This is a genomic window from Methylocystis parvus OBBP (genome assembly GCF_027571405.1).
In the GTDB taxonomy this organism is placed as follows: Bacteria; Pseudomonadota; Alphaproteobacteria; order Rhizobiales; family Beijerinckiaceae; genus Methylocystis; species Methylocystis parva.
This window is the reverse complement of record NZ_CP092968.1, coordinates 1151631-1167508: the sequence shown is the minus strand read 5'-3', so window position 1 is coordinate 1167508 and position 15878 is coordinate 1151631. Positions and strand designations below refer to the sequence as shown.

At 64.3% G+C, this 15878-nt stretch carries 16 protein-coding genes; 12 read left to right on the top strand and 4 right to left on the bottom strand.

The genetic code is table 11. The features are described 5' to 3' along the window. Positions 1–45 precede the first annotated feature (45 nt). Together MMG94_RS05815 and MMG94_RS05810 are read left to right on the top strand one after the other, a co-directional pair. A complete protein-coding gene (locus MMG94_RS05815) occupies positions 46–1341 on the top strand; it encodes a glutamate-5-semialdehyde dehydrogenase (RefSeq protein ID WP_016918141.1) in 1296 nt (431 codons plus the stop codon). 115 nt (positions 1342–1456) lie between these two features. Continuing rightward, positions 1457–2026 carry a nicotinate-nucleotide adenylyltransferase gene (locus MMG94_RS05810; RefSeq protein ID WP_051001070.1) on the top strand — a complete coding sequence of 190 codons (570 nt, stop codon included), beginning with the start codon at positions 1457–1459 and terminating at the stop codon, positions 2024–2026. A gap of 15 nt (positions 2027–2041) precedes the next feature. On the opposite strand, the gene MMG94_RS05805 is transcribed toward MMG94_RS05810, so the two are convergent. Together MMG94_RS05805 and rimO are read right to left on the bottom strand one after the other, a co-directional pair. Next, entirely contained in the window at positions 2042–2338 is a 297-nt protein-coding gene (locus tag MMG94_RS05805; protein WP_020372388.1) for a hypothetical protein, read from the bottom strand. A 305-nt stretch (positions 2339–2643) separates the two neighbouring features. Next, positions 2644–3990 carry a 30S ribosomal protein S12 methylthiotransferase RimO gene (gene rimO, locus MMG94_RS05800; RefSeq protein ID WP_016918138.1) on the bottom strand — a complete coding sequence of 449 codons (1347 nt, stop codon included), beginning with the start codon at positions 3988–3990 and terminating at the stop codon, positions 2644–2646. A gap of 470 nt (positions 3991–4460) precedes the next feature. Here rimO and MMG94_RS05795 point away from each other — a divergent pair, with 470 nt between their 5' ends. The 4 genes from MMG94_RS05795 to MMG94_RS05780 all read left to right on the top strand — a co-directional run bounded on the left by MMG94_RS05795 (position 4461) and on the right by MMG94_RS05780 (position 7776). Next, on the top strand, positions 4461–5444 hold the full coding sequence (locus MMG94_RS05795; protein WP_016918136.1) for a beta-ketoacyl-ACP synthase III: 984 nt from the start codon (positions 4461–4463) through the stop codon (positions 5442–5444). Positions 5445–5727: 283 nt separating this feature from the next. Further along, positions 5728–6804 (top strand): signal recognition particle-docking protein FtsY, encoded by a 1077-nt coding sequence (gene ftsY / locus MMG94_RS05790; RefSeq protein WP_016918135.1) that lies wholly within the window; start codon positions 5728–5730, stop codon positions 6802–6804. A 4-nt stretch (positions 6805–6808) separates the two neighbouring features. After that, complete coding sequence (locus tag MMG94_RS05785; RefSeq protein ID WP_016918134.1) at positions 6809–7438, top strand: septation protein A; 630 nt, start codon at positions 6809–6811, stop codon at positions 7436–7438. A gap of 104 nt (positions 7439–7542) precedes the next feature. Next, positions 7543–7776 (top strand): hypothetical protein, encoded by a 234-nt coding sequence (locus tag MMG94_RS05780; protein WP_016918133.1) that lies wholly within the window; start codon positions 7543–7545, stop codon positions 7774–7776. 51 nt (positions 7777–7827) lie between these two features. On the opposite strand, the gene MMG94_RS05775 is transcribed toward MMG94_RS05780, so the two are convergent. Beyond that, positions 7828–8931 carry a hypothetical protein gene (locus MMG94_RS05775; protein ID WP_026015993.1) on the bottom strand — a complete coding sequence of 368 codons (1104 nt, stop codon included), beginning with the start codon at positions 8929–8931 and terminating at the stop codon, positions 7828–7830. A gap of 299 nt (positions 8932–9230) precedes the next feature. On the opposite strand from MMG94_RS05775, the gene MMG94_RS05770 reads away from it, so the two are divergent. The 6 genes from MMG94_RS05770 to ligD all read left to right on the top strand — a co-directional run bounded on the left by MMG94_RS05770 (position 9231) and on the right by ligD (position 15527). Continuing rightward, positions 9231–9944, top strand: coding sequence for a L,D-transpeptidase (locus MMG94_RS05770; RefSeq protein WP_081495563.1), 714 nt, complete (start codon positions 9231–9233; stop codon positions 9942–9944). Positions 9945–10034: 90 nt separating this feature from the next. Further along, positions 10035–10178, top strand: coding sequence for a hypothetical protein (locus MMG94_RS05765; RefSeq protein WP_016918130.1), 144 nt, complete (start codon positions 10035–10037; stop codon positions 10176–10178). A 10-nt stretch (positions 10179–10188) separates the two neighbouring features. Beyond that, positions 10189–11130: a tyrosine recombinase gene (locus MMG94_RS05760; RefSeq protein WP_016918129.1), complete on the top strand. Its 942-nt coding sequence runs from the start codon at positions 10189–10191 to the stop codon at positions 11128–11130. 324 nt (positions 11131–11454) lie between these two features. Next, positions 11455–12021, top strand: a complete 567-nt coding sequence (locus MMG94_RS05755) for a bactofilin family protein (RefSeq protein ID WP_016918128.1) — start codon at positions 11455–11457, stop codon at positions 12019–12021. Between the two features lie 155 nt (positions 12022–12176). Then, a complete protein-coding gene (gene ku / locus MMG94_RS05750) occupies positions 12177–13076 on the top strand; it encodes a non-homologous end joining protein Ku (protein WP_016918127.1) in 900 nt (299 codons plus the stop codon). Positions 13077–13079: 3 nt separating this feature from the next. Then, positions 13080–15527 carry a DNA ligase D gene (ligD, locus tag MMG94_RS05745; RefSeq protein ID WP_016918126.1) on the top strand — a complete coding sequence of 816 codons (2448 nt, stop codon included), beginning with the start codon at positions 13080–13082 and terminating at the stop codon, positions 15525–15527. Between the two features lie 23 nt (positions 15528–15550). On the opposite strand, the gene MMG94_RS05740 is transcribed toward ligD, so the two are convergent. Then, positions 15551–15841, bottom strand: a complete 291-nt coding sequence (locus MMG94_RS05740; protein WP_016918125.1) for a hypothetical protein — start codon at positions 15839–15841, stop codon at positions 15551–15553. Positions 15842–15878 lie beyond the last annotated feature (37 nt).

Sequence of the window (15878 nt, the reverse complement as noted above, 5' to 3'; positions counted from 1 at the left end):
TTTCGGCGTGATAGCGATCGGGCGGCTTATTTTGGATCGAGGACCATGACGCAGACGCTCGCGAAGGAAGCGCCCAAGGCTGAAACGCTGGAGGAAGAGCTTTCCGCCCTCGGGCGCGCCGCCCGCAAGGCGGCCCGCGCCGTCGCGCTTGCTCCAGGGGCGGCGAAGGACGAGGCGCTGCGCGCCGCGGCCGCGGAGATCCGGCGTCAGTGCGGGGCCATTCTCGCCGCCAATGCGCTCGACGTCGCGGACGCCAAATCCCGCGGAACCGCGGGCTCGTTTATCGACCGGCTGACGCTCGATCCCGGCCGTGTGGAGGCGATCGCGCGGGGCGTCGAGGAGATCGCCGACTTGCCGGACCCGGTCGGGCGGCTTCTCGCGCGCTTCGAACGGCCGAACGGACTCGTCATCGAGCGCGTCTCGACGCCGCTCGGCGTCATCGGGGTGATCTATGAGAGCCGCCCCAATGTGACGGCCGACGCCGGCGCGCTGTGTCTCAAGGCCGGCAACGCCGTCATTCTGCGCGGCGGCTCGGAGAGTCTGCGCTCATCCCGGATCATCCATGCCTGTCTTGTCGCCGGGCTGATAGCGGCGGGTTTGCCCGAGGCCGCGATTTCGCTGGTCGACACGGCCGACCGCGCGGCGGTGGGCGCCATGCTCGCGGGGCTCGACGGCAATATTGACGTCATCGTGCCGCGCGGCGGCAAGAGCCTCGTCGCGCGCGTACAGCACGAGGCGCGCGTGCCGGTCTTTGCGCATCTCGAAGGCGTCGTGCATGTCTATGTGCACAAGGACGCCGATCTGGAGATGGCGAAGCGCGTGCTGCTCGACGCCAAGATGCGCCGCACCGGCATTTGCGGCGCGGCCGAGACGCTGCTCGTCGACAAGGCCTGCGCAGCGACGCATCTCGCGCCGCTCGTCGCGCTGCTGATCGATTCGGGCTGCGAAGTGCGCGGCGACGCGGCGACGCAAGCCGCCGACGCGCGCGCCAAGCCGGCGACGGAAGAAGATTGGCGCGCCGAATATCTCGACGCCATCATCGCCGCGAAAGTCGTGGACGGGCTCGAGGCGGCGATCGAGCATATCGAAACCTATGGCTCGCATCACACCGACTGCATCCTCACCGGCGACGATGCGGTTGCGCGGCGCTTCATGAACGAGGTCGATTCCGCCATCGTGCTGCACAACGCCTCGACGCAATTCGCGGATGGCGGCGAATTCGGCTTCGGCGCCGAGATCGGCATCGCGACGGGGCGCATGCACGCCCGCGGTCCGGTGGGCGTGGAGCAGCTCACCTCTTTCAATTATCGCGTTTATGGCGAGGGGCAGGTGAGGGGGTGACCGGGCTGTCATTCGCTGCGGCGTCTGGCGGACCGCGTCGCGCGGGAACGAGCGGGCTGGTAGATAGAAATCCGTGAGCCAAGCGATCGTCCGACTCCCGTCTTTCGCCTTCGGCATGCGCATCGGGCTCTTCGGCGGCTCTTTCGATCCGCCGCATGAGGGCCATGCGCTCGCCTCGCATCTGGCGCTGACGCGCTTGCGGCTCGATCGGGTCTGGTGGCTCGTCTCACCCGGCAATCCGTTGAAGAACACGAGCGGACTCCCCTCGCTCGCGGCGCGCATGGCGGCGGCGCGCGAGGTGGCGCGCGATCCGCGCATCGTCGTTACGAATGTCGAGGCGCAGATCGGCGCGCGCTATACGGCCGATACGCTGCGCTTTCTGCACAGACGCTGTCCAGGAGTCCGCTTCGTCTGGATCATGGGCGCGGACAATCTTCTCCAGTTCCACCGCTGGCGACGATGGGAGGAGATCCTGCGCACGACGCCGATCGCCGTCATCGACCGGCCGGGCGCGACGCTTCGCGCGGCCTGCGCCAAGGCCGCGCTGCGATTTCCCGCGGCGCGCCTCAACGAACAGGCCGCGCCGCTCCTGGCGTCGGCGCGGCCGCCGGCTTTCGTCTATCTGCACGGGCCGCGCGATCCGTCTTCCTCGACGGCGCTGCGCCGCAAAGCTGGCCGTCCCTAGCGCCGGCCGGACCGGTCACTTCCGGTCGAAAAGCGGGATGATCCAGCGCCGATAGGCCCAAAAGCTCGCCGGGATGCCGATGAAGATCGCAACCCACATCAGCATCGAATTGTCGGTCACGTTTTCGTAGAAATTGCCGCCCTCATGCACCGACTGCGTATAGGGGTTTCGAACGAAGAGCGTCAGCAGAAAGGAGCCGACGACGATCGCGCCGACGATGTAGAAGAAGCTCTTGGGAATGAGCAGCACCGGCGGCTGGTTCTGGCCGGGCTTCTTATTCTGTTGGCCCTTATCTCTTGGTTCTTCGGTCATTCTTCTGCTCCTGCGCATTTCCTCGGCCCCAATATGGGGCAGACCGCCCGGCCGCGCCATAGACGATCTTCAAGCCGCCTCAGCGACAGATAGGCGCGCGGCCATTCGACCGCAGGGGCGTTTCTCGCCAAAGAGCGGCCAAAGCCGGCGGGAGCAATTGGCGACCTTGCCGGCGGCCTGCGCCGTTCCTGAAAGCTTCCGTGAAGGCTGGGGACCTCCGCCCGACGGCGAAGTCTCGCGGCAGGGCTTCGAAGGCGGTCCGCAGGTTCAACGCTCGACCCAAATCAAAGCGCGTATTTGAGAATTCAGGCCGACACGCCAAAGACGTCATAGGCGTCGGCGCGCTCGACCTTGATCGACACGATGTCGCCCGCCCGCAGCGGCCGGCGGCATTCGACAAAGGCCGCGCCATCGATCTCCGGCGCGTCGGCCTTTGTGCGGCCCTTGGCGAGCGCGCCGGAAGGGCCGCCCCCGGGTGCGTCGATGATGACCTGAAGACGCTTGCCGATCTTGCGTTTCATGAGCCGGGCGCTGACCTGTTGCTGCTTCTCCATGAAGCGTTTCCAGCGGCTCTCCTTCACCTCGTCGGGCACGGATGCGAGACCGAGATCATTGGCCGGCGCGCCGGCGACGGGCTCATATTTGAAGGCGCCGGCCCGATTGATTTCCGCTTCGTCCAGCCATTGCAGCAGAGTCTCGAAATCCTCCTCCGTCTCGCCGGGAAAGCCGACGATGAAGGTGGAGCGCAGCGTCAGATCGGGGCAGGCGGCGCGCCAGTCCTTGATGCGCGCCAGCGTCTTTTCCTCATTCGCCGGGCGCTTCATGGCCTTCAGCACGTCGGGGGCGGCGTGCTGGAACGGAATGTCGAGATAGGGAAGGATCTTGCCCTCGGCCATCAGCGCGATGGCCTCGTCGACATGGGGGTAGGGGTAGACGTAATGCAGCCGCACCCAGGCGCCGAATTCGCCCAGCTCCCGCACGAGATCGAGGAAACGCGCGCGCACGGCGCGATCGCCGAACATGCTCTCGGCATAGCGCAGATCGCGGCCATAGGCGCTCGTATCCTGCGAGATGACGAGCAGTTCCTTCACCCCGGCGCGGGTCAGCTTCTCCGCCTCGCGCAGAACCTCGGCGGCGGGGCGCGAGACGAGCGGGCCGCGCAGATGCGGGATGATGCAGAAGGAGCAGCTATTGTCGCAGCCTTCCGAGATTTTCAGATAGGCGTAGTGACGCGGCGTGAGTTTCACGCCCTGTTCGGGCACGAGGTCGAGGAACGGATCGTGCGCGGGCGCGACGGCGCGATGCACGGCGTCGACGACGCTTTCATATTGCTGCGGGCCGGTGACGGCGAGAACGCCCGGGAAGCGTTCGGTAATGGCTTCGGGCTCCGCGCCCATGCAGCCGGTGACGATGACCTTGCCGTTTTCGGCCAGCGCCGCGCCGATGGCTTCGAGCGACTCGGCCTTGGCGCTGTCGAGAAAGCCGCATGTGTTCACCACGACGACGTCGGCGCCTTCATGGCGCCGCGCCAGTTCATAGCCCTCCGCCCGGAGGCGGGTGACGATGCGCTCGCTGTCGACGAGCGCCTTGGGACAGCCGAGCGAAACGAAGGAAACGCGCGGGGCGGCGGCCGGCTTCTGGTCTTCCTGCATTGCGCCCGATTGCCATGGCGCGAGGCCGAAGGCAATCGGGGCGGGAAGACTCAGGCGGTGAGGGCGCCGACGACGGCGTAGATGGCGACGATGGCGAGGACGAGGGTGTGGATCATGAACTCAATACTCCAACATGCGCGCGGGGGAGCGACGCGCGGCGGGCGCACGAAATTGAAAAGAGCAGGAAGCGCGACGGCGACGCCGCCCCTCGTTAATAGTTGCCAGCCCTTTAACAAAAGGTTTCAAAGTCGCGGATTCGCGCGCTCAAATGTCAGGCGCGGGCAGACGGCCCGGGCCGACATTGTCGCGTGAATCATTGTAAAACATTGACTTATATGCATGTCAAAAAACGGTTTGCGCTTCCGGCCCGCGACACTATGAATAGCTGCGCCGGAGCCCGCCGCGCATTGATCGCGCCCGGGGCTCGTTAACGACCAGCCGACGCCGGCCCTTTCAGAAAGATCCCCGCCTTGCCGAACGCCATTGTTCTCGGAACCGGTTCCTATGCGCCCGAGCGCGTGCTCACCAACGCCGATCTCGAGAAAATGGTCGCCACCAATGGCGAGTGGATCGTCAGCCGCACCGGCATCAAAGAGCGCCATATCGCCGCCGACCACGAGGCGACCTCGGACCTCGCGGCCGCCGCCGGGCGCAAGGCGCTGGAAATGGCGGGCGTCTCCGGCGACGATGTCGGCATGATCGTCGTCTGCACGGTCACCGGCGACACGCCCACGCCCTCCTGCGCCTCCTATGTCCAGGCCAAGATCGGCGCGCCCAACGCTTTCGCCTTCGACATCGGCGCCGCCTGCGCCGGCTCGCTCTACGGCCTCGTGATGGCCGAGCAGTTCATCCGGTCCGGCATGGTGCGGAAGGCGCTGGTGATCGGGGCTGAGACGCTGAGCCGGGTCGTGGACTGGACCAACCGCGAGACCTGCGTGCTCTTCGGCGACGCGGCGGGCGCCATCCTGCTCGGCGCGACCGAAGAGGAGGGGCACGGCGTGCTCGCCGCGACCTTGCGCACCGACGGTACCCTGACCGGCATTCTGAATATTCCCGGCGGCGGCAGCCGCATCCCCATCTCCTCCGAACTCGCGGCGGGGACCAATGGGAAGATCAAGATGCGCGGCCGGGAGGTCTATAAGGTCGCCGTCCGCCTTCTGCCCGAGGTTGTGGCGGAGACGCTGGCGAAAGCAGGGCTTTCCGCCGCCGACGTCGACCATGTGATCTGCCATCAGGCCAATCAGCGGATCATCGAATCCGCCCTCGATAATCTCGGCGTGCCGCGCGAGAAATGCTGGATCAATATCGACCGCTACGGCAACACCTCGAGCGCCTCCATGCCAATCTCGCTCGACGAGGCCAATCGCGCCGGCAGGCTCAAGAAAGGCGACGTCATCGCCATGATGGCGATCGGCGCGGGCATGACCTGGGGCGGGGCTGTGCTGCGTTGGTGAGGCAGGTGGAATTGTCGCGTCGAGGGCAGTCGGCGGCCGCCGCAAGGCGGGCGGGCGCCGACGCCCGCCCCGTCGGGATCATGCGACAAGCACGTCGCCGCAACGCGATCCCGCTATATTAGTCTAGGCCGCCGTCGAACCGGGAAAAGCTTGGCTTGACTGATATTTAGTTCAAGCCACCCCTACTTTTGTCGTACGATTCGCCGGAGCGAAGCGAACTTTTCCGACCGCGCTAGCCCTTTAGTCGCGAGTAGTGTAGGCAAATTGACCTATCGGGGGTCGCATGAGCACGGACGACGGGTCAAAAAAGCGCGGCATGTTCGCCCGCCTCTTCGGCAAAGGCGGGTCGGAGCCCGAGGCGCCGCCGCCGGCGCCCGCCCAGGACGCGCAAGAGGCCGAGGCGCCGCAGCGCTCCTGGTGGCAGCGGCTGACGGGCGGGCTCGCAAGGACCTCGCAGGCGATCAGCCAGGGCGTCGCCGACATTTTCACCAAGCGCAAGCTCGATGCGCTCACTCTCGATGAACTCGAGGACGTGCTGCTGCGCGCCGACCTTGGCGTCGGCGCGTCGTCGCGCATCACCCAGGCCGTCGGCAAAGCGCGCTACGACAAGGACATCGCGCCGGAAGAGGTGCGCGCCATCCTCGCCAGCGAAGTCGAGGCTGTGCTCGATCCCGTCGCGCGGCCCTTTGAGATCGACGAGACGAAGAAGCCCTTCATCATTCTCGTCGTCGGCGTGAACGGCTCCGGCAAGACCACCACCATCGCCAAGCTCGCCTCCAAATGGACGGGCGAGGGCAAGAAGGTCATTCTCGCGGCGGGCGACACTTTCCGCGCCGCCGCCGTGGAGCAGCTCAAGATCTGGGGTTCGCGCTTCGATTCCGAAGTCGTCGCAGGCAAGGAGGGCGCTGACGCGGCCGGACTCGCCTTCGACGCCATCAATCGTGCGCGGGAGACGGGCGCCGACATTCTGCTGATGGACACGGCCGGCCGCCTGCAGAACCGCGCCGAACTCATGGCGGAGCTTGAAAAGATCGTCCGCGTCATGAAGAAGGCGGAGCCCGAGGCGCCCCACGCCGTTCTGCTGGTGCTCGACGCCACGGTCGGCCAGAACGCGCTGCAGCAGGTCGAGATTTTCGGCCGCGTCGCCGGCGTGACCGGTCTCGTGATGACCAAGCTCGACGGCACCGCCCGCGGCGGCATTCTCGTCGCCATAGCGGAAGCATACGGCCTGCCGATCCACTTCATCGGCGTCGGCGAGGGACAGGACGATCTGGAGCCTTTTACCGCCCGCGATTTCGCCCGCGCGATCGCCGGCCTGGACGCAGAAATCGACGCGCCGGAGCCGGCGCCGGAAAGCTAGAGAAATGACGCAGGAACCGACGACCCGGACGAAGCCCTTGGAGCCGCCGGCGGCGAAAAAGAAGAAACTGGACCCCTGGCTGAAAATTGCGCTCGAGCTCGGGCCGCTCATTGTCTTCTTCGTCGTGAACGGCAAGTTCGGGATTTTCTACGCCACCGGCGTGCTGATGGCGGGCGTGCTCCTGACCCTTGGCGTATCCTGGGCCATCACCAAACATCTGCCGGCCATGCCGATCGTCACCGCGGTTCTGGTGCTGGTCTTTGGCGGCCTGACGATTTTTCTTCAGAACGAAACCTTCATCAAGCTGAAGGTCACGATCCTTTATTCCATGTTCGGCGCGGCGCTGATCGGCGCGCTCTATTTCGGCAAGCTGCTGCTGCCGATCGTCTTCGACATGGCCATTCACATAGACGACGCCGGCTGGCGCAAGCTCACCTGGCGCTGGGGGCTGTTCTTCTTTTTTCTGGCTGGTTTGAACGAAGTCATGCGCCGCGTTCTCACGACCGACGCCTGGGTGAATTTCAAGGTCTTCGGCATTCTGCCGCTCACGATCCTCTTCGCCATCGCCCAGGCGCCGCTCATCATGAAGCACGAGATTCCCGCGGAAGAAGAGGAAGCGGAATCGCATTTCTAGCGCTGCGGCGGCTTGCGGGCGCGGACTCGCAATGGCGGCGGATTGTGCTAGCCTCTCCCATGTTTGAACGAGCCGAGGCGTCTCGGCCCCAAGGGAGTGAAGAGATGCGTTATTTGCTCGCCGCGATGCTTTTCTGCGCCATTGGCGCGCCTGCCGCCTCGGCGCTGCCGAGCGCGGCGCCCGGCGCGCTTTTTCTGTCGAAGACGGATCTTTTCCAGCAGGTCGCCAAGCGCGGCGGCGCGCCAAAGCAGCAGCAGGCGAAGAAAAGCAAGGAAAGCAAGGGAAGCAGCAGCGCCAGCAGCGGCATTCATCCGCTCGTCGGCAGCGGAGAATATTGAGCGTCCCTCATAGACCGTCGCCGCGTTTGGCGGCGACGGCGGAATAAGCAGCTATTTGAGCTGCGGCTTTGCTTCGCTCAGCGCCGAATAAGGGATCGTCGACCATTTAGGATTGTCGCAGACTCGGGCGGCGCGCGGGAATGACGCGCCGACATAGAGGCCCTTCTCGGTGAGGCGCCAGGCCGGGTAGTTCCAGACCTCCGGATCCGAATAGTCGCATTCGTCTTTTTTCGGCGTCATCTCTTTTGGATGAAAGCGCTTGAGCAATGCGACGAGCCCCGGCGCGAATGTCTTGGAGAGATAGTCGCTTCGGCCGGGGGAGTCTTCGGACGGGACGGGCCCCTTACCGAATTTCAGGAAGTCGTCGAGCGTCAGCTCCTTGCCGGATCGCGCATCGAAAGTGTGCGCTTCCATGCCGAAATCGGGATGCGCCGCGCCGGCGCAGGACCAGGATTCGTTGATGCCGAAGCTGACATAGGCGTCGGAAAGGAAGGGATTCTCCACATCCGACGCGTCGACGCCCGAGCCGCCTTCTGCGCCGGCGCAACCGAAATAATTTGAGACGTTCGCCCATTGAATCTTCGAGAGCGACTTGTTGATCGTCTCCATGACCGGGGCCGCGTAGCCGCTCTCGACGCGAAACATGCGATTGCCGCTCATGGACTCGACGTGCCAGCGGATGGTTTTTCCGGCGTAAGTCTCCGTCTTTTCCGGCTTCAACGTCAGACCCGCCAGCCTGACGCGTTCGTAGAGATCGAGATCGTCGGGCGCTTCGACAGGCGCCGCGCGCGCCGCGTCCGGTCCGACGGGACGCAACCGAACTGGAAACGTCTTGCCCTTCGCGGTGGTCAGACTGCCCGCATATCCCGAACCATCTGGCTTCAGCGAGATTTTGTCGTCCGTAATCGGCGAGTTGAGCAGCAGCGCGCCCTTTTTCGCGTCTCCGACGAGATAGATGTCGAAGCGCTTGGAGCGATAGAAATAATTGCCGTTCAGCGAGTCGTCCGTGCGCTCCAATGACATCACGATCGGCGAGGAGCCCACCGAGCCGTCATAGACTTTCGCGGCCGGCGCCGCCTCATTCGCATCCGCCGCGAGCGAAAGCGTGAAGCAAGGCGTAAAAGCCGCCAATAACGCGATTGCATGACGGAACATGTGAACTCCCGCGCGGTTGCAAGACCGACTTATTCGTTCCTGAATCGAACATTGCATCTGCGACGATACGCTTTCCATGCGCATGCGCACGTCTCGCCCGCGGCGGCGTCGCGGGACATCGTCAACCGATTTTTCATCATTAATATTCACCCGCGCCTAACCAAGTATTTCTTGTCTTTCCTAATTGATAACCACGACAAATGCTTACGATTTACCGTAAAAATTAGCCGTATATAATAGTAACCATCGTCAATCGCGTCGACCCCAAGCAAACGGCGCGCGCAATAGCGGTTCCCGTCATGTCTAAACCGTCCGTGTTTTTCCGCCTCCCGGCTACGGCCGCTTTTGCGGCGTTTCTCTCTGGCGCGGCGCAGGCCAGTCCCGCGATTTCCGCCGCGCCGGGCTATGGCGGCGGCTATTATCAGCAGAGCGCGCTCGGCGGCGGGCTCATCGAGGCGTTGGTGGGCGAGCCGGGACCGGTGCGCTACGCCGCGCCGCCGGCGCATCCGCATGCGGGCGCGCATTACGCCGCCTACGCCCCGCAGCCGGCCGAGGTTCAGCGCGCGGTCGATCCCATGTATATGCGCTCGGAGGTCGATTACAGCGGCGGGGAAGGGCCCGGCACGATCGTCGTCGATACGCCGAACAAATTTCTCTACCTCGTGCATGGTCGCGGCAAGGCCACGCGCTACGGCATCGGCGTCGGACGCCCGGGTTTCGAATGGTCGGGCGTGAAGACGATCAGCCGAAAGGCCGAGTGGCCGGATTGGACGCCGCCCGCGGAGATGCTCGCGCGCCGGCCCGATCTGCCGCGCCATATGGATGGCGGCCCGGCCAATCCGCTCGGCGCGCGCGCCATGTATCTTGGCGGGTCCCTCTATCGCATCCACGGCACCAACGAACCGCACACCATCGGCCAGAACGTCTCGTCCGGCTGCATCCGAATGATGAATGACGACGTCGTGGACCTTTACAATCGCGTGCCGGTCGGAACGCGCGTCGTGGTTCGCTGATCGGTCAATCGTACGCCCATTGCGCCGGTTGCAAAAGCCGGCGCTTCGGGCGATAGCTGGAAAAGCGGCCTTTGACGAAGAGTTGATTCCTTGCCGAGTCTTATCCGCTTTCTTGCCATTGTCGCGACGATCGTCGCGCTTGTTTACGGCGCGATGATCGCCGTCGTCTCCTTTGTGACGCCGCAGCCGCGCGAGATGAGCTACACGATCCCGGCGCAGCGTCTGAACAAGTGAGCCGCGTCCGATGAGCGCGCGCGCCCAACGTCAGCTCGACGCTTTTCTCGACATGCTCGCAGCCGAGCGCGGCGCGGCGCTCAACACGCAGGACGCCTATCGGCGCGATCTTTCGGACTATGTCGCCTTTCTGAAAAGCGCCGGCTGCGATACGGGCGACGTCACAACCGAAGGCATGCGCGCTTATCTCGCCGACCTCGATCTGCGGGGCATGTCCGCCGCGACCGTGGCGCGGCGCGTCTCCGCGCTCCGGCAGTTTCACAAATTCCTCTATGTCGACCGCCATCGCGGCGACGATCCCGCCGCCGCGCTCGAAGGTCCGCGAATGGTCAGGAGCGCGCCGGGCGTCATGTCGGTCGACGAGGTCGATTGCTTGCTGGCGACGGCGCGCGAGGGACTAGACGATGAAAAGCGCCCCTTGCGCGAGCGGCTGAAGGCGGCGCGGCTCTTTGCGTTGCTGGAGACGCTCTACGCGACCGGCCTGCGCGTCTCCGAGCTCGTTTCTCTGCCGAAAAGCGCCGCACGGGCGCGCGACCCCTTCATTATGGTGAAGGGCAAGGGCGGACGCGAGCGCCTCACGCCGCTGACCGAGGGAGCCAAGCGCGCTCTGCGCGATTATCGCAAATTGCTCGAGGCCGAATCGCCGGCCCTTGCAGAAGGGCCGTTCCTTTTTCCCGCCGACAGCGACAGCGGCCATCTGACCCGGCAGGCTTTCGCGCGCGAGTTGAAAAATCTGGCGGTCGCGGCCGGGCTTTCCGCCGCGCAGGTCCATCCGCATGCGCTGCGCCACGCTTTCGCCAGCCATCTCTTGCAGAATGGCGCGGATCTGCGCGTCGTGCAGGAGTTGCTCGGTCACGCGGACATTTCTACGACCCAGATTTATACCCACGTTCTGGACGAGCGGATGCGCGCGATGGTGCGGGACCTGCATCCCTTATCAGATGCCCGCTAGGCGCTAGCAGAATTGTAAACTTCGCGCAAAAGAAGAAAAAACCGAGATATAAGTATTGCCGCCGCGAAGCGGACGTCGGAAGAGTTTTTCGGTTCGCCCCATTAACGATACAGCCGCCGGTTGATTGGCCCGAACTGACGGAATTCCCGCAAGAGATCGTCATGGAGGCGTCGTCGTCGCGCGCTCCCGATAGGGGAGTCAGCGTAACCCGTTGCAATAAAGGTAAAGTTTGAAGCTCTGTTGATAACCATTTTTTATTGCGGTATGGAAATTGTTAACGTAAGCTGCATGGATAATTGTTATAAAAATGGAGTAGGTGCGGATATGGCTATTAATACAACCTCGGGCTTCAGGCCCGACCAGGAGAATGTCGTTTATATTGGCGCGGGCGTGACGCTGAAGGGCGAGGTTTCCGTTCCTGACCTTATTGTTGTTGACGGCACGGTCGAGGGCGATGTCACGGCGCGCGTGGTCTGCGTCGGCCAGACCGGCGTCATCCGGGGCAATATCGCGGCGACCGAGGCGGACATCAGCGGCTGGATCACCGATCATATCGAGATCAAGCAGCTCCTCATCGTCCGCTCGACGGGCCGCGTCGAAGGCCGCGTCATGTATGGCGAAATCGAGCTTGAGAAGGGCGCGGTCGTCACCGGCGACCTTTCCGCCACCGACGATTATCGCGCCGTCGCCAAGCCGACCGCGCCGGGCAAGGCGGCGCCCCAGGAGCGCGAGGCTCCCGCGCCTGTCGCGAAGGCCGGCAATTCGCTGGACCGCCTCAACGACGCCGTCCGCGCGGCGAAGGGCGGCCAGCTTTACGTCGCCTCGGAGACTGACGTTCAGCGCCGCAACGTTTTGCGCGCGCCGCTGTCGAGCCGCCGCGTTTCGGCCTGAGGGCCCGTCAACCTTCGATCCGGAATTTCCGAGCGCCCGCCTCCCCCCGAGGCGGGCGTTTCTTTTTGCGTATCTCCGGCTTCGCCGCCGCCCGGGCCGCTTCGCGCCGCCGCCTTATGTAAAGTGGATGCTATCGCGCGTGCAGGAGCAAAATCATGGCCGAGTCGGCGCGCACTTTCTGGAAGGGCCATCTGCGTCTGGCCCTGGTTTCGATCCCCGTCCGCCTCATCGCGGCTGAAAAGGCCGAATCGGAGATCCGGTTTCATCAGGTCGACCGCAAGTCGAAGCAGCGCATCCGCTATCTCAAGGTCGCGTCGGGCAAGGGCGAGGTCAAGAAAGAGGATATTGTGCTCGGTTATGAGGTGGAGCCGGGAAATTACGTGTTCATGGAGGACGAGGAGCTCGATACGCTGAAGCTTTCCTCGCGTCATACGATCGAGCTGTCTCAATTCGTCGACGCGGACGAAATCGAGCCGCTTTATTTCAACCGGCCCTATTATGTTCTGCCGGACGGCGAAGTGGCGGAGGAGGGCTATCGCGTTTTGCGCGACGCCCTCTGGTCCAAGCGAAAGGTTGGAATCGGCCAGCTCACATTGCGCGGACGCGAGAATCTCGTGGCGCTGCTGCCGGCCGGCGACGGGCAGGGGCTCGTGCTCGACACGCTGCGTTATGAGAGCGAACTCAAGGACGCCGAGGAAATTTTCTCCTCCATCGGCCGCGACAAGCCGCGCGAGGACATGGTGCAGATGGCGGAGGATCTGATCGAACGGCGCAGCGAGCCCTTCGACGCCGCTAAGTTCCACAACCATTACGCAGAGGCGCTGCGCGACCTCGTAAAGACGAAGCTCGGTCGCGGCGAGACGGTTCCCGTCGAGGAGCAGGCGCAAACCGGCGCGAAGGTTCTCGATTTCATGGAGGCGTTGAAGCGCTCGGTCGCGGCGAGCGGCGGCGAAGCGCCGCCGGAGCCCCCGAAAAAGGGCAGGGCGCCCGCCAAGAAAGCGGCTCCCGCAAAATCCTCCAAAACGTCCAAGGCGCCAACGCGCCGCCGGGCTTGATCCATGCCGACGCGCGCGAGGAAGGACGACGGCGCGCTCGCCGTCTATCGCGCCAAACGCGATTTCGCCGTCACGCCGGAACCGCAAGGCGGCGTTCCGCGTAAGGCGGCGCACCGCCTCGTGGTGCAACGGCATTTCGCGCGGCGGGAACATTTCGACCTGCGTCTCGAAATGGACGGCGTGCTCAAGAGTTGGGCCGTTACGCGCGGGCCCTCGTCAAATCCGGCCGACCGCCGCCTTGCGGTCCGCACGGAAGACCATCCTCTCGATTACGGCGATTTCGAAGGGCTGATCCCCAAAGGCGAATATGGCGGCGGAACCGTTATGCTGTGGGAGGACGCGACTTTCACGTCGCAAAACGGCGATCCGCTGCGGGCGCTGGAGAAAGGGGAGATCAAGTTTCTGGCGCAAGGCGAACGCATGAAGGGCGGATACGTCCTCGTGCGTATGAAGACGCGGGACAAGCATGAGAACTGGCTGCTCATAAAGGAGCGCGACGCCTGGGCCGATGCGGATGCTGATCTCGTCAAACGTTTCGATGCGAGCGTCGCGACCGGGCGCACGCGTGAAGAGATCGAACGCGGCGCGAAGGCGACGCGCCGTAAGGCGCCCGCCGCGCGCGCCAGGGCGGCCTATTGGTCCGACAAGTCCATCGCCAGCGCGCCGACGCCGAAATTTGTTGCGCCGCAGCTCTGCGAGACGGCCGAGACCGCGCCCTTTGGCGCCGATTGGCTCTTCGAGCTGAAATATGACGGCTACCGTTTGCAGATTGCGACCGGCGCGGACGGCGCCGTCGTCTACACGCGCGCGGGCCTCGATTGGACAGCCCGCTTCCCCGGCCTCGCGCGCGCCGCCTTCGCTCTGCCATGCCGAAACGCGCTCATTGACGGCGAAGCGGTGGTTTTCGATGAAAAGGGCTTGTCGGATTTCGCAATGCTGGTTTCAGCGCTGGAAGCGGGCCGCAGCGAAGCCGTGGCGTTCGTCGCTTTCGACCTTCTCGTGCTCGACGAAACCGATTTGCGCCGCGAGCCCTTGCGCCGGCGCAAGGCGCTGCTGAAGAAGCTGCTCGCCAATAGCGGCGGCGTCCTTCTTTACGGCGATTTTATCGAAGGCGAGGGCGCGGCTGTTTTTCGCCGTGCGACGCAGGCGGGCGCCGAGGGGATCATCGCGAAGCGCGCGGACCGGCCCTATCGTAGCGGGCGCTTTTCGGATTGGCTGAAGATCAAGGGCGACTTTCGAGAGGATGTGCTGATCGTCGGTTTCCGGCCTTCGGAAAAAAGCGAATCCTTTGCTTCGCTCATCGCCGCTAAAGAGACGCTGGAAGGCTTGCGCTATGTCGGGCGCATCGGAACGGGCTATGACGCGCGCGCCCGCGAAACGCTCGAACCCCTCCTGAAGAAGCGCGCGGGCGCCGCGCCCCAACTGCTCGCCGCCGACAAGATCCCGAAGGGCTCCGTGCTGATAGAGGCGCCCTTTCCGGCGGAGGTGCGCTTTGGCGGCTGGACCATGGACGGACAGCTCCGGCAGGCGCGTTTTCTCGGCGTGAGAGAGGACATGAAGGCGAAACCCGCACCATCGGCGCCGGAAGCGCCCAAGCTGTCGCGCATCACCCATGCAAGCCGGGTGGTCTTTCCGTCCGACAACGTCACCAAAGGCGATATTGCGCAATATTACGACGCAATCGCGCCGCGCATGATCCCCCATTTCGCGGACCGGCCGGTCAGCCTCTTGCGCGCGCCGGAGAATATCGGCGAGCTTTTCTTTCAACGCCATCCGCTGAAGGGCATGAACAAGGGCATTTTGACGACGCCGGACCACGACGAACTTTATATGGCGCTCGACGGCGCGATTGGCCTGCACACGGCGGCGCAATTCGGCGCGATCGAAATCCATGGCTGGATGTCGCTCGCAAGCGATCTCGAGCGGCCGGACCGGATGGTCTTCGATCTCGATCCGGACGAAGATCTTCCTTTCAGGGAGGTTTGCAAGGCCGCGGGGGAAATTCGCGACCATCTCTCGGCGATCGGTCTGCAATCCTGGCCGCTGATCACCGGCGGCAAGGGAGTTCATATCGTGCTGCCGCTCGATCGTTCATTGACCTATGCCGATACCGAAGTCTTCGCGGCCGGCTTCGCGCGCGGCCTTGCGCGGCAGGAGCCGAATCGCTTCGTCGCCAATATGAGCAAGCGGCGCCGCGTGGGCCGCATCTTCATCGACTGGCTGCGCAACAAGAGAACGGCGACCGCGATCCTCCCCTGGTCGCTGCGCGCGCGGCCCGGCGCGACGGTGGCGACGCCTTTGTCATGGAAGACTTTGGGCGACGTCGATCGCGCCGCCGCTTTCAACATCCGCAACGCAGCCAAGGTCGAAGACGGCTGGGGCGATTTTTTCACTTTACGCCAGACAATCGCTCCGGCCGCCATCGCTTTCATGCGCGAGAATGCGCTTTAGACATTGCGAGGCGTTGCGCGGCCTTATCCGAAGAAGCGCTTCCTGACGACGTTGTAGAGCAATGTGACGATGGCGCCGGTGACGCCGCCGCCCACGGCTTGCCCAAGCAGAACGCCGAGGTCGAAGCCCCCGCCGCCGCTCGCGGCGCTGGCGAGCGAGGGGATGACGGCGCTGAGGATCTGGCCGCCAACTCCGCCGCCGAGGGCGCCGCTAATGAGGTCGCCAAGCGCATTGTCGCTTTTTGTCGCCTTGCCCGCGGCTTTGCCGCCAAGGGCGCCGGCGACGACTTGAATGAGCAGGTCGGTGATGGACATCAAAAATCGCTCCAGATAAGGCTTCCGCCCCCCTAGA

Bases quoted from the DNA above. Each gene is read 5' to 3' on its own strand.
- MMG94_RS05815 (WP_016918141.1), top strand. From the start codon at position 46: ATGACGCAGACGCTCGCGAAGGAAGCGCCCAAGGCTGAAACGCTGGAG.
- MMG94_RS05780 (WP_016918133.1), top strand. From the start codon at position 7,543: ATGCGTTATTTGCTCGCCGCGATGCTTTTCTGCGCCATTGGCGCGCCT.
- MMG94_RS05755 (WP_016918128.1), top strand. From the start codon at position 11,455: ATGGCTATTAATACAACCTCGGGCTTCAGGCCCGACCAGGAGAATGTC.
- ku (WP_016918127.1), top strand. From the start codon at position 12,177: ATGGCCGAGTCGGCGCGCACTTTCTGGAAGGGCCATCTGCGTCTGGCC.
- ligD (WP_016918126.1), top strand. From the start codon at position 13,080: ATGCCGACGCGCGCGAGGAAGGACGACGGCGCGCTCGCCGTCTATCGC.
- MMG94_RS05785 (WP_016918134.1), top strand. From the start codon at position 6,809: ATGACGCAGGAACCGACGACCCGGACGAAGCCCTTGGAGCCGCCGGCG.
- MMG94_RS05770 (WP_081495563.1), top strand. From the start codon at position 9,231: ATGTCTAAACCGTCCGTGTTTTTCCGCCTCCCGGCTACGGCCGCTTTT.
- MMG94_RS05760 (WP_016918129.1), top strand. From the start codon at position 10,189: ATGAGCGCGCGCGCCCAACGTCAGCTCGACGCTTTTCTCGACATGCTC.
- MMG94_RS05805 (WP_020372388.1), bottom strand. From the start codon at position 2,338: ATGACCGAAGAACCAAGAGATAAGGGCCAACAGAATAAGAAGCCCGGC.
- MMG94_RS05810 (WP_051001070.1), top strand. From the start codon at position 1,457: ATGCGCATCGGGCTCTTCGGCGGCTCTTTCGATCCGCCGCATGAGGGC.
- rimO (WP_016918138.1), bottom strand. From the start codon at position 3,990: ATGCAGGAAGACCAGAAGCCGGCCGCCGCCCCGCGCGTTTCCTTCGTT.
- MMG94_RS05775 (WP_026015993.1), bottom strand. From the start codon at position 8,931: ATGTTCCGTCATGCAATCGCGTTATTGGCGGCTTTTACGCCTTGCTTC.
- ftsY (WP_016918135.1), top strand. From the start codon at position 5,728: ATGAGCACGGACGACGGGTCAAAAAAGCGCGGCATGTTCGCCCGCCTC.
- MMG94_RS05740 (WP_016918125.1), bottom strand. From the start codon at position 15,841: ATGTCCATCACCGACCTGCTCATTCAAGTCGTCGCCGGCGCCCTTGGC.